This window comes from Bacillus cereus group sp. MYBK101-2, assembly GCF_051918845.1.
Taxonomy (GTDB): domain Bacteria; phylum Bacillota; class Bacilli; order Bacillales; family Bacillaceae_G; genus Bacillus_A; species Bacillus_A paranthracis.
In genome coordinates this window covers 257,587-281,281 of sequence record NZ_JBQAIE010000003.1, presented here as the reverse complement: position 1 = coordinate 281,281, position 23,695 = coordinate 257,587, and the positions used below count along the sequence as shown (strand labels likewise).

Here is a 23,695-nt window from a genome sequence, read left to right as displayed (position 1 = left end):
TAATAAGGAGAAACGCTCTCTGTTCATCCTATATATTTTGCGTATAATCGTTTTGCTATTTTCACATCATTTGTCCCATGAATAAATGCCCTACCGTCTGTAAATAAAACAAAACGATATTCATCAATTAGAAATGATAGTAAGTACGGCGTTTTTTGGACATGTACAATTTTTTGTAATCTTTTTTGGATTTCGTTTAAATTTAGAACTCTCTTTATTCCTGGACGGATTTGAACTGTATTCCGTCCGCATAGCACCTCCGTTTTCACCTGTGATTCAAATGTTAAACTTGGATACGTACGAGTATTTCCACACGATGGACATGTATTTTTCTTCTGTCTATTTACTTTTAACGAGAGATATTGATTGTTCCAAATATCAAATGATAACATCGTTCCTCTTAGCGACTCATAATCATCCACCAATATTTTCATCGCCTCTGTAACTTGATGCGTAACAACCATCTGTACAGTTGGCTGAATGATTCCGGCTGTATCGCATGTGGCACCGCCCATAGGATGATCCATCAAACAGCCAAAACATGGTGTTTTTCCTGGCAGAATTGTATACGTTACACCGTAACTTCCAACGCATCCACCGTATATCCAAGGTATATTTTCTTTTTGTGAAATATCATTTATAAGTAGGCGCGTATCGAAGTTGTCAGTGGCATCTATAATGAGATCCACTTCTTTTGTTAACTCTTCTATTTCTTGCATTGTGACATCCATTACAACTGGTACAATTTCCACTTCAGAATTAATCTTTCTTACATGTCCTGCTGCTGCAATTGCTTTTGGTTTGCATTGCTTTGCATCTTCTTCTGTATATAACTGTTGCCGCTGTAAATTACTCCATTCGACATAGTCACGATCGGCAATTGTCAATTTCCCAATTCCCATCCTAGCGAGTGCTTCTGCATTCGCAGCCCCTAGTGCACCTGCACCAATTAAGAGCACATGTTTCTTTCTTATTTTCCTTTGTCCCATTTCACCAATTCTAGAAAACAACACTTGCCTTGAATATCGCTCTTGCATAAGGAATCCTCCTTTCGCTATCCACCAATGTAAGACATTTCAACTTTTTGACGTTTATTTGTACTTTCCGCCGTTCTTTCATCTGAATATCGATCTGTTCTATATCGCCATGTATGTTGGAGAATTTTTAGTAGTGAGGCATCCGAAATATTTTCTCTAAGAAGCGTTCGCAAATCCGTTCCTTTCGTTCCAAATAGACACGTAAAAAACTTGCCGTCTGCCGAAATACGAGCTCTCGTACAAGAAGAACAAAATGACTCAGATACTGAAGTAATAAATCCAACTTCTGCATCGCTCCCTACATATCGATACAATTTCGCAACTTCTCCAAAATAACGAGGCGTAACAGGTTCAATCGGATATACGCGATTAATCTTCTCTATTAATTGTTCCTTCGTAATCACTTGTTCAAAATTCCATCCGTTCGTACTGCCCACATCCATAAACTCAATGAAACGAAGCTGAATTTCTTGTTCTTTAAAATAACGAGCCATATGAAGAATTTGACTATCATTCATTCCTTTTTTTACAACCATATTTACCTTTACTTCTAATCCAATAGCCTTTGCTGCTTCTATTCCTTTCAGTACAGGTTTTGTACTTACATTTCTTCCGTTAATTGTTTGGAAGACGTGATCCTCTATCGCATCTAAACTAATATTTACACGTTTTAATCCTGCTTCTTTTAGCGTCTTAGCTTGTTTTGCTAAATGAATTCCGTTTGTTGTGAGCCCAATGTCTTTTAAGCCTTCTAGTTTTGTAAGCCTTGCGATTAACTGAGATAAGTCTTTACGCAATAACGGTTCACCGCCAGTAAGCCTAATTTTTTCAACTCCCATACTTATAAATAACCTAGCTAGTCTCTCTATTTCATCAAAAGATAATAAAAACTCTTCCTGTAAAAAAGCGTAATCTGCTCCGAACACTTCAGCAGGCATACAGTATGTGCACCTAAAATTACAACGATCAATAACTGAAATACGTAAATCTTGAAGTGGCCGTTCTAAAGAATCTTTCATTTTCTCGTGCATCTATATCCCTTCTTTTCTGCTGCAACGCTTAGTAAGCTTTCGTTTTTTTATTTGCCTTCATTATAAAAAAGAAGCGACATATTCAATGTGACTTTTCTCACATTCCTTTCCCCATTCAAAAATTCTTCACAAATCCGTTCGCATTTTGTTCACATCTTCAGTCCCTACTCCTTACGGTCATTGAAATTTTACATCAATTTTGAAATAGCTCTTGCATTTTCAGCATACTTACACTCAAAATAGGAAATGTATTGCTTATAAGAAGAAAGGTGATTGCTGTGACAAACAGTATGAAATTATCTCAAGATTTAAAGGAATTACTTGCATCTGTTGAATATAAAATGCAGATAAAAAAAGGTAGTTTTATTTTTCAAGAAGGTATGGAGGCAACCGAACTCTATATTATCCATTCAGGAAAAGTACAAATTAGTAAACTTAGTGCTGACGGACAAGAATTAACACTTCGAATTTGTTCGGAATATGACATTATTGGAGAATTAACATTGTTCACGGATAATGCAAAATATTTATTAAACTCAAAATGTCTTGAAGATGTTGAAGTAGGTGTAATAAAGCGTGAAGCGTTAGAAAAAGCATTACTCCAAAAACCCGCTCTTGTATTTGAATTTATGAAATGGATTAGTGAACATTTAAGAAGAATGCAAACGAAGTTCCGAGATTTAGTATTACACGGCAAAAAAGGTGCCCTGTATTCTACTCTCATTCGAATGACAAATAGTTACGGTGTATTAAAAGAAAATGGCATTCTCATCGATTTACCGTTAACGAATCAAGAACTAGCTAATTTCTGTGCAACTTCACGTGAAAGCGTAAATCGAATGTTAAATGAATTAAAAAAGCAAGGTACAATTTCTATTCATAAAGGAAAGATTACCATTCACGATTTACAATTTTTAAAATGTGAAATTGCTTGTGAAGATTGCTCTGCGTCTGTTTGTAGCATTGATTAACTTATACTTATAAAGAAAGCCGAGGTCTCCAATTAGATCTCGGCTTTCCTTATAAGTTACTAAACATATAAAACAAAATTATTTTTTCAATTCATTTGGAATACGTCTTCTGTAAATTACATAGCTACGGCTTATATATTTAATTGGGGCACTAAATACATGTACAAGTCTAGTAAATGGCCATACTGCGAAAAGCCCCATTCCCGCAAGAATATGAATTTTAAACCATACAGGTACTTCCGTCATATAATCAACTTTCGGTTGAAAAACGAAGAGGCTTCGGAACCATGGACCGATCGTTGTACGATAATCAAATCCTTTTGAGTCGATATTTAAAAACGTTGAAGAAAGTCCTGCTAGCATTACGATAAGTAATAAAATAAGCGCAATATAATCCCCCTTCGTACTCGTTGCAATGATACGTTTTACTGTTACGCGGCGGTACGTTAATATAATTAAACCGATGATTGCAGCAACACCTGCCGGAAGACCAAAACTAATTGCTACTACATGATACATATGCTCAGAAATACCTATGGAACGGTATACAGCTTCTGGAATTAAAATCCCCATAACATGACCGCCAATTACGAACATAATCCCAAAGTGGAATAATAGACTTCCGATTCGGAGCATTTTCTTTTCTAATAGTTCACTAGATTTTGATGTCCAACCAAATTGATCATAGTTGTATCTGAAAATATGTCCACCGATAAAGATTGCAAAAATGATATAGGGAAACAATACCCATAGAAATTGATCCATCATTTTGACAACTCTCCTTTCTAATTTGTCTGTATACCCCATGTATCGATAGCAAGTAAAACAGCCGAAAGAATTGGTTCATACATACTATCTGCTTCTTTTAACTGAACGTGTAATGCTTGTATATTCTCCTTGTATTTACTCATAATTGATTCACTGTCTTGTTCATTTGCATTTGCAAAAAACTCTAGTAATAGCGGTAAATAATCAGGTAGTTCTTTATCTGTTACTTCAAAACCAGATTTTTTATAATGCTGTTTTAACTCTAGTAATTCAATACCTCTTTCCCTTTGTTCACCGGTGTTCATATACGTTAAATACATATTTGTCTTCTTACCGAAATCAAATGTATATACGTAACTATCAATAAGTTGATCGTTCGTTTTATCCAGTGCTTGTTTTATAAATGCTGTAAGTGAAGTTTTAACTTCTTCCTGTTCAATCGCTTCAATCTCTTCTTGCAATTCAGCTAAAGCTTCTCTCCACCCGAGTTCCGGGTAGGAGAGAAGGAATGAAGAACAAGAAAAAGCAGTTTGTAGACTTTGTTTCATATTTTTCCGCCCCCATTATTTAAGAAATTGTCATGCAAGAGCCTGGACCACCTGCAAATGATAAACCACAGCTTCCTTGTTCATTATATAAATCTGCAACTTGTTCGCGGTGAGACGTCGGGATAACAAAACGATCTTTATATTTTGCGATAGCAAGAAGACGATACATATCTTCTACATCCTGTTTCGTTAAACCGAGTTCTTTTAATACCGCTTCATTTGGTTCTTTATTAATTTGCAGTGCTCTCATATGAGTTCGCATAACAGCCATTTTTTTCAATGTAAGTCGAATATGTGATTCATCTCCTGCAGTGAGTAGATTCGCTAAATATTGAATTGGAATACGCATATTATCGATAGCAGGGAAAATCTCTTCTGCTTGCCAGTTACTACCTTTCCCTTCCACCATATTCATAATTGGGCTAAGCGGTGGGATATACCAAACCATTGGCATTGTACGATACTCCGGATGAAGAGGTAGAGCAATTTTCCAATCAATAATCATTTTATAGATTGGTGACTGTTGTGCCGCTTTAATCCATTCTTCAGGAATGCCTTGTTTTTTCGCTTCAGCTGCTACTTCTGGATCATTTGGATCTAAGAAAACAGTAAGCTGAGATTCATATAAATCTTTTTCATTCTCAACAGAAGCCGCTTCTTTTACTTTGTCAGCGTCATATAGCATTACCCCAATATATCTGATACGTCCTACACATGTTTCCGAACAAATTGTTGGCATACCAGCTTCAATACGTGGGAAACACATTGTACATTTTTCCGCTTTATTCGTTTGCCAGTTAAAGTACACTTTTTTATATGGGCAAGACGATACGCAAAATCTCCATGCACGACATGCATTTTGATCTACAAGAACAATCCCATCTTCTTCCCGTTTATACATCGCACCAGATGGACAAGACGATACGCAAGATGGATTCATACAATGTTCGCATATGCGTGGTAAATACATCATAAAGACATTTTCAAAATCGGTTGTAATTTCTTCTTCCATTTTCTTTACGTTCGGATCTTGTAAACCCGTTATATGTCCACCAGCTAAATCATCTTCCCAGTTTGGACCCCATTCAATTTTGTCGATAAATTCGCCTGTAATTGCTGATTTCGGACGAGCAACTGGCTGATGTTTACGCTGCGGACTATTTGTTAACGTTTCATAATCATAGTTCCACGGTTCAAAGTAATCATCAATTGTTGGTTGATCTGGATTGTGGAAAATATTCATAAGACGCTTCATTTTCGAACCGGATTTCAGCTGAATTTCACCATTTTTCAATTCCCAACCGCCTTTATATTTCTCCTGATCTTCCCATTGCTTCGGATAACCAATGCCAGGTTTCGTTTCTACGTTATTGAAATACATATATTCAGCACCTGGACGATTTGTCCAGGTGTTTTTGCACGTTACGCTACAAGTATGGCAGCCGATGCATTTATCTAGGTTCATTACCATTCCGACTTGTGCTTTAATCTTCAAGCCAATCTACCTCCTTCAGTTTGCGAATTACAACGTTTAAATCGCGCTGGTTCCCAGTTGGACCATAATAGTTAAATCCATAACTTAATTGACCGTATCCACCAATCATATGTGTTGGTTTCACGTGAATACGAGTTGGACTATTATGTGTTCCCCCGCGGTTACTTGTTAATTTCGTACCAGGTACGTTAATGTGACGATCTTGCGCATGGTGCATAAACGCCATTCCTCTCGGTATACGGTGCGTTACAACAGCACGTGCTACAACAACACCGTTACGGTTAAAGCACTCGATCCAATCATTATCTGCAACACCTGCTTCAGCAGCATCTTCTTTATTCATCCAAACAGTTGGACCACCTCTAAACAGCGTTAACATCGGTAATGAATCGAAATACATGCTATGAACGGACCACTTATTATGCGGCGTTAAATAGTTTAATGTAATTTCTTTTCCTTCTACTTCAGGTCGTGATTTACGGAACGGTTTATGTTGCAGAATTGGTTTAAATGTTGCCATCGTTTCACCAAATTCTTTCATCATGTCATGATCTAAATAGAAAGATTGTCGTCCAGTGATTGTTCTCCAAGGGATGAGACGTTCCACATTTGTTGTAAACGGTGAGTAACGACGTCCACCTTTTTCTGAACCTGTGAAGGCTGGAGAAGTAATTACTGTTTTTGGTTGTGCTGTAATTTGTTCAAATGTGAAGCATTCTTCTTCACGTTCTTCTGCTAAATCACGTAGTTTTAAATCCGTTTGTTTTTCAAGTGCTTCCCATGCTTTTACAGCCATATGACCGTTTGTTGTAGAAGAAAGCGTTAATACCGCTTCAGCAGCATTGATTGCTTCTTTTATGTCTGGACAACCTTTCGCAATAGAATCTGTTTGAACAACTCCTAATCGGCTCTTTAATTGCTCATACTCTTTTTCTGCCGACCAAGAAATTCCTTTCGTACCAATCGGTTGTTTCCCGGCATTTGGTCCAAGTGCCGTCATTTTGTCATAAATCGTTTTATAATCCCTTTCGACAACATGAATTTGTGGCATCGTTTTACCTGGTATTGGTTCACACTCACCTTTGCTCCAATCTTTAATCTTACCAAGTGGTTGCGCTAATTCTTGCGGTGTATCGTGAAGAAGTGGTGTTGCAACAACTTCTTTCATTGGTTCAAGATCAATTTTCTCTGCTAAATCTGACACAGCTTTAGAAAGTGAAGTGAAAATATCCCAGTCAGAACGTGCTTCCCATGGTGAACCGATTGCCGGATTAAATGGATGTACAAATGGATGCATATCTGTACTGCTTAAATCATGCTTTTCATACCAAGTTGAAGCAGGTAAGATGATATCAGAATAAAGCGCTGTTCCAGCCATACGGAAATCTAAATTAATGAGTAAATCTAACTTCCCTTCTGGCGCTTCTTCATGCCACTTAATTTCTTCTGGTCGTAATGAATCACTATCATCATTCATTAATCCGTTCGTTGTACCTAATAAATGTTTTAAGAAATATTCGTGTCCTTTACCAGAACTTGAAATTAAGTTTGCACGCCAAACGAATAAGTTGCGCGGGAAGTTATTTTTATTATCTGGATCTTCAATCGCAAATTTCAGTTCTTTTTCTTTTAGTTTTTGTGCAACGTATTTTCCGATTTCTTCTTGCGTTGTTGCACCAGCAGCAACAGCTTCTTTATATAGTTCAATTCCATTTTTCTCAAATGTCGGATAAGAAGGTAACCAACCAAGTCGCGCCGCTAAAACGTTGTAATCACCGTGATGTTGATAACGAGAGTTGCCTTCGACTGGTGATGCTAAATGTCCAACTGGTGTATCTTCATAGCGCCATTGATCTGTTACGAAATAGAAGAAAGATGTACCATTTTGTAATTTTGGTGGCCCTTGCCAATCTTTTGCCATCGCGATTGTTTGCCACCCTTCTGCTGGTCGTAATTTTTCTTGCCCAACGTAATGCGCCCAGCCACCGCCGTTTACACCTTGTGCCCCAACGAGAAGTACAAGATTTAAAACGGCGCGATAAATCGTATCAGAGTTAAACCAATGGTTAATACCAGCTCCGACAATAATCATTGAGCGACCGTTCGTATCAACAGCATTTTGTGCAAACTCACGAGCGATTTGAATGATTAGATCTCGTTTTACTCCTGTCATTTTCTCTTGCCATGCAGGTGTAAACGGCACGTCATCATTGAAGTCTTTCGGCTCTTGTCCACCAAGCCCTCGGTTCACACCGTAATTTGCTAACGTTAAGTCATATACAGTAGTAACGAACACTTCGCCCTCTTTTGTCATAACCTTTTTCACTGGAATTGTACGTTCTAATACTTTGTTTCCATCATCAGAGAAGTACGGGATTTGTACAGTTCCAACATGATCTTCCATTCCAAGTAAAGAAAGACGTGGATCAATCTTTTCGCCTGTTTCTTCATCTTCTAAACGTAAATTCCATTTCTTTTCGTTATCCCAACGTGACCCCATTGTGCCATGAGGTGTTGCAAAATCATTCGTATTTTCATTCCAAAGTACAGGTTTCCATTCTCCTAACTTTGTTTCGCGTCCAATATCAGAAGCATTTAAGAATCGATCCGCAACGAATTGGTCTCCTTTTTGTTTCAATGTAACGAAGAAAGGAAAATCAGTATATTGCTTCGCATACTTTGTGAAGTATTCCACTTGATTATCTACGTAAAATTCTTGTAAGATCACGTGCCCCATTGCCATCGCAAGTGCACCGTCTGTACCTTGTTTCACACTAATCCAATCATCTGCAAACTTTGTTGACTCAGCGAAATCAGGACTGACAGAAACGACTTTCGTTCCTTTATATCGAACCTCCGCTAAAAAGTGTGCATCTGGTGTTCTTGTCATCGGTACATTTGAACCCCATGTCATAATGTAACCAGAGTTATACCAGTCACTACTTTCTGGTACATCTGTTTGATCGCCCCAAATTTGCGGAGAAGCTGGTGGTAAATCTGCGTACCAATCATAGAAACTAAGCATCGGTCCACCCATAAGTTGCATAAAGCGGCTGCCTGCAGCATGACTTAACATCGACATAGCTGGAATTGGTGAAAAACCAACATTTCGGTCTGGACCGTATTTCATTACTGTGTATAATAATGAAGCAGAAACGAGTTGTAACACTTCATCCCAATTTGCACGAACGAATCCCCCTTTACCACGTGCCTGCTTATACTTGCGTGCTTTTTCAGGGTTTTCCACAATACTTTTCCAAGCATCTAATGGTGACTCATTATTTTGTAATTCCTCTTGCCACATACTCCAAAGAACACCACGTACATACGGATACTTCACACGAAGTGGACTATAAATGTACCAAGAAAAACTCGCTCCACGTGGACATCCTCGTGGTTCAAAGTCAGGCATATCTGGACCTGTTGTTGGATAGTTAAGCTCCTGTCCTTCCCAAGTTACAATTCCATCTTTCACATAAATGTTCCAACTACATGAACCAGTACAGTTCACGCCATGTGTAGAACGAATTACTTTATCATGCTGCCAACGCTTTCTGTACACATTCTCCCATTCACGATCTTCATATGTTTCTTGTGTATGATTATCGTTATAACGATCTATTGGTGAAAAATATTTTAAACGTCTCATTAGTGCTGAAGGTTTCTTCTTCATACTGTTCACTCCTTTAATACGTCTCTCTTACATACCCTTACTATAAGAGAGGTTGTAAAATACAGATGTGACATTTCGCACAGTTCAAGAGATTGTCAAAAATTCCGGAAAAAATATAAAAAAGTGAAAATCTAATCATTGTGGAGGGCTCACATCCTTCACTGACTGTTAAATTACTTCCTTGCTTCTATCAAAATTTAAGATGAAGTACAGATAATAATGAGCTTCCAAAAAATTTCTTATATAATAGAGGAAGTAATTTGGGAGTAGTTAAATTTGGTATACCTAAATCGTTAGATGAGGTCATAAATGAAAATACAATACTTTAAATCCACCATATCAAGGGCAACTATCCTGAAAATAGTTGAACAAAAAACGCCAGAAAATCCATATGAATTGTCAGCAACTTAGATTGAATCCATAGAAGAATACACCAAGAATGGCAGGATTTTAAGATAATAATACAAGGAGTATATTATGAAATTAGAACCGCTTTATGCAGAAAACATTATCGTAGCCGTCATATATAAAAATGAGTTTAGATGGTATGTAACAGATAAAGAACTATGGTTTTTAGATTATAATAAATTAGATAACGCATATAAAAATTTAGGTATAAGCATTGAAGATAATGACGAAGCGGAAGAAAGAAATGGAATAAAAGTATTAGATCATGAAACTGTAGAAGTATTTTTAGTAAGGATTAATCAATATAAAACAACTAAAGATGAATTAAATTATTTACTACTTGAAAATATTAAAAGGAAAAATGCAGGAGAAGATCTATTAGATTTTAGTCCAATCTTATTAATTAACTTTGATAATAAAATACTATATTCAATGTTTCCAGAACCGGCATCATACGAAAACTATGTACCAAAAGATTGGAGTGGTACATATGAAGATTTCACTGAATTCATACCTACATCAGAGAAATATTGGATAGATAAGTTTAATAATAATCTACTTTTACTATAATTTAAGTAGGAAAATAGTGATGATAGTATAAGAATTTATTACCTTAATAGAGCTTATGAGATTAATAGAGAAGTAAAAGGAGGAAAATAGTCATGAAATATCCATATAGTTTTGAAGTGCTTAACAGTGGCGATTTAGTTATGAGACTTCCTAAAGAAATTAAACTTGTTGAAACTTTTTTAGGAATTGAAGTTGCAGCTTTTGGAGATTGGATTTTAGAAGAAATACATAGTATTTTAAACGGAGAAAAAAATTATGTGGTAGTAAATGGCAACATTTGCGGTTTAGAAATTCAGAACGACACAACTACTATATTAGACAATTTAGCCGAAGATGGTAAAGGAGAATATTGTGAGATTGAAACAATGGAATTGGTAGAATTAATTCATATTTGGTTAAATAAACGAAAAGAATATAAGAAAGATACAAAATAAAGGAGTGTAATAATTTAAATAGCTGATCTCTTCATGTGAAGTCGACTTTATTTTTTATTCACAAGGGGGATTAATATATGTTCCAAACTATACGCGTAGGGTTTCCTACGCTATTTATTTTGCTCATTGAGGTCAATCTTTCCTTCCCCTCTTCTACTTTTACCGACGATACTATTCTATATCAAGACATATTTCACATAAAAATAGAAATCATTATTTACCATATTGCCCTTAGTTACTGAAACAATTATACTAGATGTAATCAGAATAAATAATCTGAATATTCTCAGAATTAAAGGTAAGAGTTTTATACTCGCACATAGAGAGGTACGTTCTATTTTCCACTAAATAGATTAGAAAACGATAATAAAATTAGGAGGATTACGATGCACCAACTTGATTCATTACATCCCATTATAGAAAAAATAATGAACAATATTGAAAAATTAATGGTCGGAAAAAGAAAAGAAACGATTTTAGCTTTGACAGCTCTCTTAGCTGAAGGTCATGTACTATTAGAAGATGTTCCTGGCGTTGGGAAAACAATGTTAGTACGCGCTCTTTCTAAATCCATTGATGCTGATTACAAGCGAATTCAATTCACACCTGATTTACTACCGTCAGATGTAACAGGTGTTTCTATTTACAATCCGAAAGAGCTCCAATTCGAGTTCAAGCCTGGGCCAATCATGGGGAATTTTATACTGGCTGATGAAATTAATCGTACATCTCCCAAAACACAATCTGCCTTACTTGAAAGTATGGAAGAAGGCAATATTACAATAGATGGTATGACAAGACCGTTACCAAAACCGTTCTTTGTAATGGCTACACAAAATCCGGTCGAATATGAGGGAACATATCCTTTACCAGAAGCCCAGCTCGATCGTTTCTTATTGAAGCTAAAAATGGGATATCCTTCGCCAGAAGAAGAATTTGAAATTTTAAACCGGATGGAAAAAACAAATCCCCTCTCCCATTTACAAGCTATTACTACAATAGAAGAATTACTTTATTTGCAACAAAGCGTACGGGAAGTAAGTATGGACAAAGGAATTAAGCATTACATTATAAAGCTTGTTAGTCAGACTCGTTCTTATAGTTCTATACAGCTAGGTGCAAGTCCGCGTGGCTCGATTGCTTTAATGAAAGCTTCACAAGCTTATGCATTCATCCATGGCAGAAATTATGTTATTCCAGACGATGTTAAATTTTTAGCTCCTTACGTGTTGGCTCACAGACTCATTCTAAAAATGGAAGCAAAATTTGAAGGAATTACAGGAGAACAAATTATCGCAAAAATCGTTGCGCGAACTACCGTGCCGACTCAAAGGAAGATGAACCTTTGATGAAACGAATACTACGATCAATCTATCATTTTACTAAGTTATTACTCATTCCTTTATGTCTAGTCCTAACATTTGTATACGCTATGCTTCAAGGAGGATTTGTAAGTTGGTTTTTATTTTACAGTATGATTCCTATTGGCCTTTATTCACTATTACTCCCCTTCTATGCTTTGCGGAACGCTGAAGTAAAACGAATAACAAATCAAGACGAATATGCAGCAGGAGAACCTTTTTTAAGCACCATTACAATAAAAAGAAGTTTTCCTTTCCCCTTGCTTTACTTAATTATAGAAGATGAACTACCATCACAATTTACAAATTGTAAACAAACGAAGATGAATAAAGTAATACTCTTTCCAGGATTGAAACGAAATATTTCGTTTCAATATGCAATCGACACAATCCCTAGAGGAGAGCATACTTTTTCAAGCGTACGTGTCAAAACTGGCGATCTATTCGGTATGATGGAGAAAGAAGTAATTTTTTCAGTTCCAGATACATTTTTAGTCTACCCTCAGTATGTAGATATAACGTATCGACAAATGGAAAATCATTTCGAACAAGGAGCACTTTCAGCAAATATAAATTTAGTAAAAGACTCTACCATTTCTGTCGGTGTGAGAGACTATAAACCTGGTGACCGCTTTTCATGGATTGATTGGAAAGCAACTGCACGAACAAACAACATTATGACGAAAGAGTTTGAACAACAGCGCAGCCATAATATTATGATATTTATGGACAGAACCCCATCCCCTCTATTCGAATCAGTCGTCACATTTACTGCCTCTATTGTCAGATCTGTTTTGAAGCAAAATTCACCGGCGTCATTCGTATCTACCGGAAAAGAACGAACTTTTTTCCCTTTAGACAATGGAGATAGTCAGTTACATCAAATCTTTTGTCATTTAGCAAAAGTACAAGCGGACAGTGTATTCCCGCTCTCCCGAAGTGTAGAAATGGAATTAAGAAAAGTTTATGAACCCGTAACAATTATACTCGTGACAAGTGATCTTTCTCCCGATATTCAAAAGGCAGCTGACTATGCTGCTATAAAAAATAGAAAATTAATGGTGTTTGTCGTAAAAGAAAAAGCAAATCAACTATCACATCGCGAACTTAGTATTCTAGAAACTCTACAAAAACGAAAAATATTTGTAAATGTAGTTTATGGAAACCAGTATACAAACGTGTTTTTTGAGGTGAGCAAATGATAACATTACAGACAAAAAAACAATGGGATATGACTAGATTTTTCATGCATGTATGCGCATTTCTACTTTTACTAGAATGGCTAAGCCCCCTTATAGGTATTACAAATGTAGGTAGATTAGATATTTTTGTAATATTTATAGGGATTTGCTTCACTCTCTCTTTTTTTCAAACAAAGTGGCAGATTCCAATAAAGATCATCACGATTTTATTCATCATTCATTTCCTATATTATAAAAATGCTTTTATTAATCCATCTTGGCTAACGAAACTTTTTTATGATATTTCTCGAAATTCTTCCCTGTTATTCCAGGGAAATTTGCTAGATATCTCTCCTGTTTTTCCAACACTTTTATTTTTTTTATCATTTTGGTTTTTGAGTTCTTTCATCTCTTTTTGGATGATTCATAAAAAGCGTGGATTGTTATTTCTTATATTGACTATTATTTATATCACCGCTTTTCATAACTTACATGTATACAATGCAAACCACGCTATTATTCGTACCGTTGTCATCGGCTTTTTTATGCTGAGTCTTCTTCGCATAGAACATATAAAAGAGAGTGAGCACTTACAAAATTGTGCTAGGGAAATCTCAAAATTACTTAAACCTCTTACAATATTTATTGCATTGTCAGCAACCGTCGCATACTTTGCGCCAAAATTTGGCCCTCAATGGCCAAACCCAATGGATTTTTTAAAATTCAACACATCCGAATCAAGTATAAAACAAGAAGTTTCTAAAATTGGATATGGTCTAGATGACTCAAAATTAGGCGGTCCTTTTACGGCGGATCCTACAATTGTTTTCACAGCACAAACGCAAAACAAACAATATTGGAGAGTAGAAACGAAAGATTTTTATACAGGAAAAGGCTGGGACGTTTCTGAAAAACAAAAAAAGGTTACTTTTAAAAATAATAACGACGTCGTGAGCTGGTACGAACAAAATACAAAAACAGAGACAACTAAGGCAACAATCACCATGCAAAAAAGGTATCCTCACCTTACCTATCCAGCAGGGTTAATATCAGTTGAGGCTTCTTCTGATATATCATACAGCGTTGACCCATTTTCAGAAAAAATCTATACGATGGACGGAGACTCTTCCACTACTTTACATTCATATAAAGTAACATATGAGGTCCCGGAGTTTTCCATAGAAAACTTGAAAGCTGTAAAAACGAATGAAGGTCAAGAAACAAATCCTTATTTCATGACAAAGTACACGCAACTTCCCAAATCATTACCGCAGCGAGTAAGAGACTTAGCTGTAAGTCTAACAAAGGATAAAGACACCCGATATGATAAAGTATTAGCTATTGAAAACTATTTCACCGACCATTCTTTTATATATGAAACAACGAATGTCTCATTCCCTGCCCAAAACCAAGATTATGTAGATCAATTCCTTTTCGATACAAAAAGTGGCTACTGTAATAATTTCTCGACATCTATGATCGTGTTACTTCGTTCTGCTGGAATTCCCGCTCGCTGGGTAAAAGGTTATACAGAAGGAACTCTTGATAATACGCTTGTGGGTGCTGAAGGTGAGGATGTTTATAAAATCGCGAACGATAACGCACACTCTTGGGTCGAAGTATACTTCCCTGGATACGGATGGATTCCATTTGAACCGACAAAAGGATTTACGAATCCCTATAATTTTATAAATAATACTCCTGCTCCTACTTTACAAAATAAAGAAGTATATAATTCTAATAACGAACCAATACAACAACGAAACAATGAAGCAAAGCTCAAAAGTTTAATAGAAGATACAGAAGAAGCTTCTACTAAAAAGATTCCAAATTCTAAAAATGGATTTTCTTGGTGGTACGTATTCCTCTCTACAATACCGATTAGTATTATAGGATACATTCTATTCATCACTAGAATGAAATGGATTACGTTTTTTATCATTCATTTCTATAAATATCGAAAAGATGATGCCGTTTATACAAAAGCTTACGATTCTCTCCTAAAACAATTTGCGCGAATTGGTATACGACGAGACGAGAGTCAAACATTCCGAGAATATGCTCTCCATGTTGATACACTTTACAACTCGGCCGATATGCAACAACTTACTTTCAGTTATGAGAATGCTATGTATCAAAAAGGACAAGCCGCAGCAGAATGGAAAAAATCCGTACACTTATGGGAAGTGCTTATGAAAAAAGCTGCTTCTCCGCCTAAATCAAATGACTTCCATTCAGCGATTTAATATTGACAATGTGAATGTAAATAAAATGCCTCAAAGAACAAAATAGTTCTTTGAGGCATTTTTTAATAAAGTGAAACTCCTAGTTATTCGCCAAGTACCTTCTCAATCTCAACCTCTAAATCCACCGGCTTCGTTTGCGGTGCAAAACGCCCTACTACTTTTCCGTCTTTTCCAATTAGAAATTTTGTAAAGTTCCATTTTACTGCTTTCATACCGAGTAAACCTGGTGCTTGTTCTGTCATGTATGTATACAGAGGATGAGCCTTATCGCCTTTCACATCAATCTTTGCAAACATCGGGAAGTTTACACCGTAGTTTAACTCACAAAAACTAGTAATATCTGCTTCTGTACCTGGTTCTTGTCCTCCGAATTGGTTACATGGGAAACCGAGTATTTCTAGCCCTTGTTCTTTATATTTATCATATACTTCTTGTAATCCTTTATATTGCGGTGTAAACCCGCATTTACTAGCTACATTTACAATAAGAAGTACTTTTCCCTCGTAATCTTTTAACGATTTTTCTTCACCTGTTATTGTTTTAGCTGAAAAATCATAAACTGTCATTGTCTTTGCCCCTCTCTTCACTATCATTCTATGTTTATACTATACTACATTCGTGAATTTACAGCTCTTATTACGTATTTTCTCCCCACGATTGTAAACGCTTTATTTCTGTTCGAAAATTCGACACAAATTACTAGACTTTTATGATGGAAAGTTTTACAATTAAATTGTGAACAAAATGTGACAGTTTATATTCTATTATTATAGAAAAGGATGGTGTTCAATATGAAAACTGCACAACATGAAACGATTTCAAATCGCGAGTTTTATTTCGTACTATATATGATGTTATTGTATGTGATTGGCTGGGTAATCGATGTAAATGGTTTATTTTTAAGCTCCTACTTTAATTTAGCGGGAGAGATTATGCTTCCATTAGTTGGCGGCATTGTTGGACTATTCATTATGTCTATTAATAAACAACAAAGAAAATAAGAACATTACAAAAAGGCAGAAGACGAAACTTTCGTTTTCTGCCTTTTTGTATTTTTAGCGTATAATAGTTACATACCGTATATAAGGAGTGGTAAAGATGAAAAAAGTAGAACAATTATCTTCTCACCTATATCTGATTGATGATTTTGATTTACAACATAATGAACGAACTGGTACGTACGTTTTATTAGGTGATGATATTACTTTAATTGAAACTTGTGCAGCCCCTTCTCTTCCGTATATTTTAGACGGCTTACAACAATTACATATTGATTTAAACGAAGTTAAAAACATTATCGTTACACATGTTCATTTAGATCACGCCGGTGCTGCTGGTTTAATGATGGAAAAATGCCCAAATGCTACTTTATATGTGCATTCTCGCGGTGCTCGTCATATGATTGACCCAACAAAACTCATTTTAGGTGCAAAAGCTGTGTACAAAGAAGATTTCGATAAACTTTTTGATCCAATTCTTCCAATTGAAGAAGAACGTGTTCATATTGTACAACATGGTGATACGTTACAAATTGCAGAAGACCGCATCCTTACATTTTATGATACACCGGGACATGCAAAGCACCATATTAGCATTCACGATTCATTAACAAACGGTATTTTTACTGGCGATACAATCGGCATTTATTATAGAGAACTCGCAGACGTCGGTGTAGAACTATATTTACCATCAACATCCCCTTCACAATTCCAACCCGATGCGATGATTGCTTCTAAAAATCACATTCAAAGTATGAATGTAGATACTATTTATTTCGGTCATTACGGTGCATCATCCAATGTTACAGAAGTATATAAGCAACTAGAACATTGGTTACCTATTTTCGTTCATACTGGAAAAGAGGTCTTTGAAAAATATTATGATTTCGATGAGGCTACTAAAGCTTTGCAAACTGTATTAATGGATAAGGTCTCTTCTCACCTTACAAAGTTAAACGTTCCATCAGATCATTCCGTTTATAACATTTTACATCTAGATATAGAAATTAGTGCGATGGGCATTATAGATTATTTCACGAAGCAAGAAAAAGCAAACACCACTATTAAATAGCCGTAAAAGAAGAGATATACAACAGTAGTTATTGTATATCTCTTCTTTTTTTGAATATATTTTGAGTAAAGGATGGTGGAATATAATGCAAAAAGTGATGCTATACCTCTGCTTTACATTATTTATCGTCTTATTATTATTTGTCGGAGTGAAAATTCAATTTTATTTAGATACAGACGCACAAGTACACTTTAAAGTTTATCCAAGATTATTCTACTTTACACTCTTCCCTCTTATAGTCGGCATTTTATTACGATTCCTTCAATCTATTAATCGTGAAACAAGTAAACAAAACTGGCGCTTTCAACCGGATAAATTTATCGCCATTACTGTGCCTACACTATTCATTTCCTTTTCTCCAGCTCTACTCTTTTCACCGCTTGGTGCGTACTTACCTTATTTAGCTAATATTATTCTTATCAATACAACTTTTGTTACGATAATTAGCTTAATAGCTGGTTATTCCCTTTTAGATTGTTTTATACAAAAAGATACTGCAAATAGCAAAAATGAAGGATAATTCTACTCTACCTTATTTTTTTGTATCTATCCTAAAATATATAATAGGAAATTTAGACAAATGCCCACCATATAATAAATACAAGGCGTTCTAATTACTATATAAGGAGGGAATTACAATGACTTATGGTTACAATGATTATTATCGACAACAATCAGGAGTCCACCCTGTTTTAGACCAAATTTTAAATGGGTGGAGTGGAGATCAAAAAAAAACAGTTTATACCTTAATTAATAAATACGGTTTACCGAGTGAAGCAAGCACTAGACAGATTATTTGGCACAATAATGGTCCATGGAAGCGCACAGTTGTTCATCTTGATACCGTTCCTCATAATTTTCCAACACCTCATTTGGACTATTTAGCACAAACAATTGACTTTAAAGTACCTGTACAATTTTTAGATGAATTAGCGAAATTTGATGGTAGTTTATATTTAGATCGCACTGTTGGTGAAGCCACTGCTAAATGCGACCTAGAAGCTGCTAACTTTATGGCTTTAAACTTAATGTATGATATTGTTACAGGGAAACGTAGTGCAGAGGATGCTCGCCGTTTTGCCGTTGAAATTGAAAAACAACTACGATTACACGGACAATCATCTCCATATTTTGAAAGACTATTATTTCCACAACAAAGTCATACCGCCGATCCAGATATATCTTATTTTTAAAAAACATATAAAAGTGTTATCTCACTTACTTCTCCCAAAACACATGCAATCATTTTATTTTTCAACTAAACGAGGAGAACCTGATTTTTTCACAAGTTCTCCCTTTTTACTTATCTCACCTTTTCGTCTACATACTCCATAATCTGCTCTGCTTTCATAAATCTTTCTTTATATGCCTCAGGTACTTCTTCTAGTTTTATTGCACCGGTTGATTTTGTCTTCACTCGTACGATTTCATGTGTCATTAAAGCTTCCATATAGCGATCAAACTCTTCTTGCGTTAATACTTCTCTACTTGATTTATGACCATTTAATTTATCAAAGTATGGTTGAAGGCCCATACTTACCTTTTTCATTTCTTCTCTTTTTGCTGGCGATAATGCATCATAATCAATATTGCCGTTCGAATCTCCGTACGCAAGCTTTGCATTTGTTAATTTCTTTAGTTCTTTTGTAAACATTTCATATTCTTTTGTACCCATTTCATCTTTCGCTTGTGATAACTTTGCACTAAAACGCATGTACGCCTCTAATGTCATCGTTCCAGCGTGTTTTTTTAGGTTTTCAAAAGACCCGTATATACCATCTGCCATAATAGATTGATACGCAAAACCAGTCGTCGGAATTAAAAAAGCCGCCGCAAGTACTCCTGCGATAAGGCGTTTCCTCCTCTTACGCCCCCCTTGATTCATTTTTATTTGAACGATTACTTTTCCTTTTAACTCCGGTGGGGCAACAATCCCCTTCGCTTCTTCTCGTATAGATTCTCGAACTCTACAATCTAAACTCATTTCACATTCCCTACCTCTCCTAAAAAGATTTCTTCTACTTGCTCTTTTTGACGTAGTTTCTTTAATGCTGCGTGAATTCTAGATTTCACAGTACCAATTGGAATATGTAATATTTGTGCTACTTCTTCTTGAGAGTAATCATGTAAGTATCTTAAAATAATAACTTGTTTCAATTTATACGGTAATTTATGAATAAGTTCGATTAATTTTTGGTTTGATATTTTACTTATAAGATCGTTAGAAAAATCAATTTGTACCGGTTTTCTTTGCTCTTCTGCTTTTTTTATAATTCGTAGTCGCATCCACCTCTTTCTTCTATAAGAATGAATTTGTTTAATTGCAAGTCCAATTAGCCAAGGACGAAATGGCTTCTCGCTATCATACTTACGAAGCGATTCATATAGCTGTATGTATATTTCTTGAACGACATCATCTACATCCGTTTTATCATCTATTAAAAAATGTGCTGTCTTATATACTTCGTGAATCGTTACATCATATAATTCGCTATACGCTTCTTTATTTCCTGATAAAGTTAATTGGATCAAATCTGTATACACTGTTTCATCCTTCATATACCACCCCTCCTTTGTCTTACACTTTATATTGGCAAGTAATCTATATTTCGTTCGATTTTTTCAAAAGTTTTTTATATAAATTAATATAATGATTCAATGCGTTCATAAGCTTCACTTATAACCTTGCATAACAATTATATAATTTTCCAATTTCTAATGAAGACTTAAAATGATTTATATAGTCAAATTTAGGGGGATATATGATGAAAGCTATCGTTGTAACGTCGTTCGGTAGTCCTGAAGTGATGAAATATACAGATGTGGATATTCCAGCTATTTCAAAAGATCAAGTTTTAATTCGTGTTGTTGCTACGAGTGTTAATTTTGCTGACATTAAATCACGTTATGGCAAAAAAGGAAATAAAGCACTACCTTTTATTCCAGGGATAGATGCCGCTGGTATTGTAGAACGTGTCGGCTCTCATGTGAAAAATATTCACCCTGGCCAACGTGTCATTGCTTTTCCTCAAAATGGATCTTACGCAGAATACGTTGTTGCAAATGAAAACCTTACTTTTGTTTTACCTGATGAAGTCGATTTTCAAACTGCAGCTGCTTGTCCGATTGTATCTTTTACAAGCTATAATTTACTCGCAAATGTTGCAAGGCTTCAACAAGGCGAATCAGTACTCATTCATGCGGCTGCTGGCGGAATTGGCACTACTGCTATTCAACTTGCAAAACTATTAGGGGCGGGAAAAGTTATCGGTACTGTCAGAAGTGAAGCAAAAAAAGAAATTGCTTTAGATGCTGGGGCTGATTATGTATTTTGTCATCAGGATGAAGATTTTGTAGAGAAAGTCAATGAGCTAACATATGGAGAAGGAGTGAATATCATTTTGGACTCTATTTCTGGAACGGTTTCGGAAAGAAGTTTAAAATGTCTTGCTTATTACGGCCGCCTCATTCATTTCGGTAATGCAAGTGGTGAAATTGGCAATTTCCAAACGAAAGATTTACATGCAAGTTGCCGCTCTATACTCGGTTTTAGCTTTGGAACTACACGAAAAAAACGTCCTGAACTACTCCAAGAAACTGCAAATGAAGTTTTCCGTTATTTGCGTAACGGACGTTTGCAAATCAAGGCTACGAAATCTTTTCCACTTCAAGATGCAGGGAAAGCACATGAATGGGTCGAAAGTAGAAAAAGTACAGGGAAAGTCATACTAACTGTCCAGTCCTCTTCCTGAAATGAATACTTGAAATCGAGGTGTCATTCATGGGATCACGAATTATGCATGCTATTATTGCTAACAGGATTGCCGAGAAATTATGTATTCAAGATAAAACTTCTTTCATACTTGGAGGTGTAGCCCCTGATGCAGTTCATTCAGCAGAAGAAAAAGGAACTTCACACTTTTACGCTGGCACAACGAAAAACTATACGAGAAGGATAGCTTTTAATTCTTTTTTTCAAAAATATAAAGCTCAAATGGATTCCCCTTTTCTCTTAGGCTATTACACTCACCTCATTGCTGATGATAATTGGCTAAGTGGCTTTTTTCTTCCTTGGTTAAAAAATAGAATAGAAAATGATGAAACGATCGCACCTATGTACTATAACGATTTTAAATTGTTAAATGCAAAGTTGCTTCATCATTACGATAAAGAACAACAGCTTTTCTCTCTTCTCAATCAAGAGGCTCACATTGTCGATATTGAAGAGGTTTCTAAAGAAAATGTTTTAGAATTTCGAAAGTATCTTTTTGAAGATATGTTGTATCCCGAGCAACATTTGCATGAAGACTTACAGGTGTTTACGTTTAATCAAATTGTCGGTTATATGGAAACCGCTATTGAAAAAGGAACATTTTTTATTAAACAACTCTCTCATGATAAATTCATTTCAAAGATTTAATCCCCCTCAATATGTTTGAGGGGGATTTTCACATAACAATATTATTATTGGTTCTTTTCCATAACCGCAAAATAATTCCCTTCACTATCAGCAAAGTTAAATACTTTACCAGAAGGCATAGTTACCATTTCGCCAACAGTAACATTTTTATTTGTTAAATCTGTATATAATTGATCAAGATTTTCTGAGAAGAACATTAACGATGGTGTACCAAGATTCAATTCTGGGCTCATTTTAGAAATCACTTCTTTATTATGTAGTATAATGCTCGTTTCAGCACCGTTAGTCGGAGCGATTTCAATCCATCTCATTCCTTGTTTGTTATCTTCCTCTGCTACTACATGAAACCCTACCTTTTCCGTCCAAAAATTGACTGCCTCATCTTGATTGTTTACATACAGCATAATTTGTCCGACCTTATGAATCATTTCATTTCCCCCTAATGTTTTTTATATTCTAAGTAGGTTTCTACATGTACTATCATTATTCCTTTTGAGTTGGTATGTACTTCTTTGCAAAATTTATCGACTGACTCATCCCATCCAGTTCATCAAAATAATCATTTCTTTCAATCATGTTATATCCTTCGAATCCAATTTCATCTAATACTTTGAAGAATATATCGAAATCTACTTCACCATTCCCTGCTGCGACTTCAATATACTTACTTGAACTATCGCTTTTCACTTTTGTACAATCTTTAATATGAGTTTGTACTATATAATCTTTTAATAGCAATAAACCTTCTACCGGATTTTCATTTACATCACTAATTAAATTTGCTGGGTCAAAGTTAACAGCTAGTCCTTTCGAGTTTGCAGTTGCTAAAAATCGTTTTAATACTATTGCTTTTTCAGATCCCGTCTCAATGGCGAAGAATCCTCCAAATCTGAACGCTAAGTCCCCTATTTCATTACAAACACGTAGCATTTTATCATAGTGCTCACTATTTTCATCATCAGGGATTTTCCCAATATGGGCTGTTACTATGTTAGCTCCTAACCTTAACCCTTTATCAGTAATATATTTAAAACTCTCTATTGCACATTCAGCTTCAGTTCCTATTATTCCATTTTCTCCGAAGCTAATTGCTAATGACGGGACTTGAATCTCATTAAAAGATAAGTTTTCTTTTAATGTATTCCATTGTACCTTTGAAATGTTAGCTAAGTTGAAAGGCGGATTCATAGCATATAATTGAATATATTCTAACCCCCATTCTCTCGCCTTCTTTATTCCTTCGTTTACTTCAATATGTTTCGTATTTAAAAACATTCCTAATTTCCTATCCATATGTGTACCTTCTTTTTATTATTTCGCATCAGTTTAATATTCGACTTTTTTTATATTATTTCCTCGTATAAACGAAATAAATAAACTATCCTTTTTTCGATACTCCCAGTAGAAGCATATATATGATAGGCACATAAAAAAACACTAATACAATTCCCTTTATCACTTGATTACAAACAAAAAGACGTA

General features: G+C 35.5%; 23 protein-coding genes. 12 read left to right on the top strand and 11 right to left on the bottom strand.

Annotation, left to right across the window (positions count from 1 at the left end):
• Positions 1-23: 23 nt before the first annotated feature.
• On the bottom strand, positions 24-1,037 hold the full coding sequence (locus ACTFSI_RS10645) for a molybdopterin-synthase adenylyltransferase MoeB (protein ID WP_440045373.1): 1,014 nt from the start codon (positions 1,035-1,037) through the stop codon (positions 24-26).
• A gap of 17 nt (positions 1,038-1,054) precedes the next feature.
• Entirely contained in the window at positions 1,055-2,068 is a 1,014-nt protein-coding gene (gene moaA / locus ACTFSI_RS10640) for a GTP 3',8-cyclase MoaA (protein ID WP_138322101.1), read from the bottom strand.
• A gap of 278 nt (positions 2,069-2,346) precedes the next feature.
• On the opposite strand from moaA, the gene ACTFSI_RS10635 reads away from it, so the two are divergent.
• The gene (locus ACTFSI_RS10635) at positions 2,347-3,039 is read left to right on the top strand and encodes a Crp/Fnr family transcriptional regulator (RefSeq protein WP_000185188.1); all 693 of its coding nucleotides are present in this window, start codon (positions 2,347-2,349) and stop codon (positions 3,037-3,039) included.
• 78 nt (positions 3,040-3,117) lie between these two features.
• Here the strand turns inward: ACTFSI_RS10635 and narI are convergent, their stop codons facing one another.
• Genes narI through ACTFSI_RS10615 form a run of 4 tightly spaced genes read right to left on the bottom strand, consistent with a single transcriptional unit; the run spans position 3,118 to position 9,523 of the window.
• Entirely contained in the window at positions 3,118-3,807 is a 690-nt protein-coding gene (narI, locus tag ACTFSI_RS10630; RefSeq protein ID WP_044792594.1) for a respiratory nitrate reductase subunit gamma, read from the bottom strand.
• Positions 3,808-3,824: 17 nt separating this feature from the next.
• Positions 3,825-4,355, bottom strand: a complete 531-nt coding sequence (gene narJ / locus ACTFSI_RS10625) for a nitrate reductase molybdenum cofactor assembly chaperone (RefSeq protein WP_138322102.1) — start codon at positions 4,353-4,355, stop codon at positions 3,825-3,827.
• Between the two features lie 19 nt (positions 4,356-4,374).
• On the bottom strand, positions 4,375-5,850 hold the full coding sequence (gene narH / locus ACTFSI_RS10620; RefSeq protein ID WP_138322103.1) for a nitrate reductase subunit beta: 1,476 nt from the start codon (positions 5,848-5,850) through the stop codon (positions 4,375-4,377).
• Complete coding sequence (locus ACTFSI_RS10615) at positions 5,840-9,523, bottom strand: nitrate reductase subunit alpha (protein WP_138322104.1); 3,684 nt, start codon at positions 9,521-9,523, stop codon at positions 5,840-5,842. The genes narH and ACTFSI_RS10615 overlap by 11 nt, the downstream gene beginning before the upstream one ends.
• Before the next feature lie 477 nt (positions 9,524-10,000).
• On the opposite strand from ACTFSI_RS10615, the gene ACTFSI_RS10610 reads away from it, so the two are divergent.
• The 5 genes from ACTFSI_RS10610 (at position 10,001) to ACTFSI_RS10590 (ending at position 15,723) form a co-directional block, all read left to right on the top strand.
• Positions 10,001-10,501: a hypothetical protein gene (locus ACTFSI_RS10610; RefSeq protein WP_044792598.1), complete on the top strand. Its 501-nt coding sequence runs from the start codon at positions 10,001-10,003 to the stop codon at positions 10,499-10,501.
• Positions 10,502-10,593: 92 nt separating this feature from the next.
• Complete coding sequence (locus ACTFSI_RS10605; RefSeq protein ID WP_000877034.1) at positions 10,594-10,935, top strand: hypothetical protein; 342 nt, start codon at positions 10,594-10,596, stop codon at positions 10,933-10,935.
• A 386-nt stretch (positions 10,936-11,321) separates the two neighbouring features.
• On the top strand, positions 11,322-12,284 hold the full coding sequence (locus ACTFSI_RS10600) for an AAA family ATPase (RefSeq protein WP_044792599.1): 963 nt from the start codon (positions 11,322-11,324) through the stop codon (positions 12,282-12,284).
• Positions 12,284-13,498, top strand: coding sequence for a DUF58 domain-containing protein (locus ACTFSI_RS10595; protein ID WP_000821919.1), 1,215 nt, complete (start codon positions 12,284-12,286; stop codon positions 13,496-13,498). Before ACTFSI_RS10600 ends, ACTFSI_RS10595 begins: the two co-directional genes overlap by 1 nt.
• On the top strand, positions 13,495-15,723 hold the full coding sequence (locus ACTFSI_RS10590) for a transglutaminase TgpA family protein (protein WP_138322105.1): 2,229 nt from the start codon (positions 13,495-13,497) through the stop codon (positions 15,721-15,723). The genes ACTFSI_RS10595 and ACTFSI_RS10590 overlap by 4 nt, the downstream gene beginning before the upstream one ends.
• Before the next feature lie 83 nt (positions 15,724-15,806).
• Here ACTFSI_RS10590 and bsaA read toward each other — a convergent pair whose 3' ends face one another.
• A complete protein-coding gene (gene bsaA / locus ACTFSI_RS10585; protein WP_000219438.1) occupies positions 15,807-16,289 on the bottom strand; it encodes a glutathione peroxidase in 483 nt (160 codons plus the stop codon).
• A gap of 225 nt (positions 16,290-16,514) precedes the next feature.
• Here bsaA and ACTFSI_RS10580 point away from each other — a divergent pair, with 225 nt between their 5' ends.
• From ACTFSI_RS10580 to ACTFSI_RS10565, 4 genes are all read left to right on the top strand, one after another.
• Positions 16,515-16,724, top strand: coding sequence for a DUF3925 family protein (locus ACTFSI_RS10580; RefSeq protein ID WP_000844975.1), 210 nt, complete (start codon positions 16,515-16,517; stop codon positions 16,722-16,724).
• 97 nt (positions 16,725-16,821) lie between these two features.
• Positions 16,822-17,793: an MBL fold metallo-hydrolase gene (locus tag ACTFSI_RS10575; protein WP_070805869.1), complete on the top strand. Its 972-nt coding sequence runs from the start codon at positions 16,822-16,824 to the stop codon at positions 17,791-17,793.
• An 85-nt stretch (positions 17,794-17,878) separates the two neighbouring features.
• Complete coding sequence (locus ACTFSI_RS10570) at positions 17,879-18,313, top strand: hypothetical protein (RefSeq protein ID WP_001174527.1); 435 nt, start codon at positions 17,879-17,881, stop codon at positions 18,311-18,313.
• Positions 18,314-18,431: 118 nt separating this feature from the next.
• On the top strand, positions 18,432-18,986 hold the full coding sequence (locus ACTFSI_RS10565; RefSeq protein ID WP_138322106.1) for a hypothetical protein: 555 nt from the start codon (positions 18,432-18,434) through the stop codon (positions 18,984-18,986).
• A 110-nt stretch (positions 18,987-19,096) separates the two neighbouring features.
• On the opposite strand, the gene ACTFSI_RS10560 is transcribed toward ACTFSI_RS10565, so the two are convergent.
• Together ACTFSI_RS10560 and ACTFSI_RS10555 are read right to left on the bottom strand one after the other, a co-directional pair.
• Positions 19,097-19,777 (bottom strand): DUF3600 domain-containing protein, encoded by a 681-nt coding sequence (locus tag ACTFSI_RS10560; RefSeq protein WP_000050706.1) that lies wholly within the window; start codon positions 19,775-19,777, stop codon positions 19,097-19,099.
• Positions 19,774-20,352: a sigma-70 family RNA polymerase sigma factor gene (locus ACTFSI_RS10555; protein ID WP_138322107.1), complete on the bottom strand. Its 579-nt coding sequence runs from the start codon at positions 20,350-20,352 to the stop codon at positions 19,774-19,776. Before ACTFSI_RS10555 ends, ACTFSI_RS10560 begins: the two co-directional genes overlap by 4 nt.
• A gap of 206 nt (positions 20,353-20,558) precedes the next feature.
• Between ACTFSI_RS10555 and ACTFSI_RS10550 the strand changes: the two genes are divergently transcribed.
• Both ACTFSI_RS10550 and ACTFSI_RS10545 read left to right on the top strand, forming a co-directional pair.
• Positions 20,559-21,545: a quinone oxidoreductase family protein gene (locus ACTFSI_RS10550; protein ID WP_138322108.1), complete on the top strand. Its 987-nt coding sequence runs from the start codon at positions 20,559-20,561 to the stop codon at positions 21,543-21,545.
• 29 nt (positions 21,546-21,574) lie between these two features.
• On the top strand, positions 21,575-22,213 hold the full coding sequence (locus ACTFSI_RS10545; RefSeq protein WP_138322109.1) for a zinc dependent phospholipase C family protein: 639 nt from the start codon (positions 21,575-21,577) through the stop codon (positions 22,211-22,213).
• A 44-nt stretch (positions 22,214-22,257) separates the two neighbouring features.
• Here ACTFSI_RS10545 and ACTFSI_RS10540 read toward each other — a convergent pair whose 3' ends face one another.
• Together ACTFSI_RS10540 and ACTFSI_RS10535 are read right to left on the bottom strand one after the other, a co-directional pair.
• Positions 22,258-22,641, bottom strand: a complete 384-nt coding sequence (locus ACTFSI_RS10540) for a VOC family protein (RefSeq protein ID WP_000581478.1) — start codon at positions 22,639-22,641, stop codon at positions 22,258-22,260.
• 55 nt (positions 22,642-22,696) lie between these two features.
• Positions 22,697-23,506 (bottom strand): sugar phosphate isomerase/epimerase family protein, encoded by an 810-nt coding sequence (locus ACTFSI_RS10535; RefSeq protein ID WP_138322110.1) that lies wholly within the window; start codon positions 23,504-23,506, stop codon positions 22,697-22,699.
• Positions 23,507-23,695: the final 189 nt, after the last annotated feature.

Excerpts from the sequence above, each read along its gene's own strand:
- ACTFSI_RS10570 (WP_001174527.1), top strand. The coding sequence starts at position 17,879 with ATGCAAAAAGTGATGCTATACCTCTGCTTTACATTATTTATCGTCTTA.
- moaA (WP_138322101.1), bottom strand. The coding sequence starts at position 2,068 with ATGCACGAGAAAATGAAAGATTCTTTAGAACGGCCACTTCAAGATTTA.
- ACTFSI_RS10545 (WP_138322109.1), top strand. The coding sequence starts at position 21,575 with ATGGGATCACGAATTATGCATGCTATTATTGCTAACAGGATTGCCGAG.
- ACTFSI_RS10610 (WP_044792598.1), top strand. The coding sequence starts at position 10,001 with ATGAAATTAGAACCGCTTTATGCAGAAAACATTATCGTAGCCGTCATA.
- ACTFSI_RS10575 (WP_070805869.1), top strand. The coding sequence starts at position 16,822 with ATGAAAAAAGTAGAACAATTATCTTCTCACCTATATCTGATTGATGAT.
- ACTFSI_RS10600 (WP_044792599.1), top strand. The coding sequence starts at position 11,322 with ATGCACCAACTTGATTCATTACATCCCATTATAGAAAAAATAATGAAC.
- ACTFSI_RS10590 (WP_138322105.1), top strand. The coding sequence starts at position 13,495 with ATGATAACATTACAGACAAAAAAACAATGGGATATGACTAGATTTTTC.
- ACTFSI_RS10560 (WP_000050706.1), bottom strand. The coding sequence starts at position 19,777 with ATGAGTTTAGATTGTAGAGTTCGAGAATCTATACGAGAAGAAGCGAAG.
- ACTFSI_RS10550 (WP_138322108.1), top strand. The coding sequence starts at position 20,559 with ATGAAAGCTATCGTTGTAACGTCGTTCGGTAGTCCTGAAGTGATGAAA.
- ACTFSI_RS10535 (WP_138322110.1), bottom strand. The coding sequence starts at position 23,506 with ATGGATAGGAAATTAGGAATGTTTTTAAATACGAAACATATTGAAGTA.
- narI (WP_044792594.1), bottom strand. The coding sequence starts at position 3,807 with ATGATGGATCAATTTCTATGGGTATTGTTTCCCTATATCATTTTTGCA.
- ACTFSI_RS10555 (WP_138322107.1), bottom strand. The coding sequence starts at position 20,352 with ATGAAGGATGAAACAGTGTATACAGATTTGATCCAATTAACTTTATCA.
- ACTFSI_RS10645 (WP_440045373.1), bottom strand. The coding sequence starts at position 1,037 with ATGCAAGAGCGATATTCAAGGCAAGTGTTGTTTTCTAGAATTGGTGAA.
- ACTFSI_RS10595 (WP_000821919.1), top strand. The coding sequence starts at position 12,284 with ATGAAACGAATACTACGATCAATCTATCATTTTACTAAGTTATTACTC.
- ACTFSI_RS10540 (WP_000581478.1), bottom strand. The coding sequence starts at position 22,641 with ATGATTCATAAGGTCGGACAAATTATGCTGTATGTAAACAATCAAGAT.
- narJ (WP_138322102.1), bottom strand. The coding sequence starts at position 4,355 with ATGAAACAAAGTCTACAAACTGCTTTTTCTTGTTCTTCATTCCTTCTC.
- ACTFSI_RS10565 (WP_138322106.1), top strand. The coding sequence starts at position 18,432 with ATGACTTATGGTTACAATGATTATTATCGACAACAATCAGGAGTCCAC.
- ACTFSI_RS10615 (WP_138322104.1), bottom strand. The coding sequence starts at position 9,523 with ATGAAGAAGAAACCTTCAGCACTAATGAGACGTTTAAAATATTTTTCA.
- ACTFSI_RS10580 (WP_000844975.1), top strand. The coding sequence starts at position 16,515 with ATGAAAACTGCACAACATGAAACGATTTCAAATCGCGAGTTTTATTTC.
- bsaA (WP_000219438.1), bottom strand. The coding sequence starts at position 16,289 with ATGACAGTTTATGATTTTTCAGCTAAAACAATAACAGGTGAAGAAAAA.
- ACTFSI_RS10605 (WP_000877034.1), top strand. The coding sequence starts at position 10,594 with ATGAAATATCCATATAGTTTTGAAGTGCTTAACAGTGGCGATTTAGTT.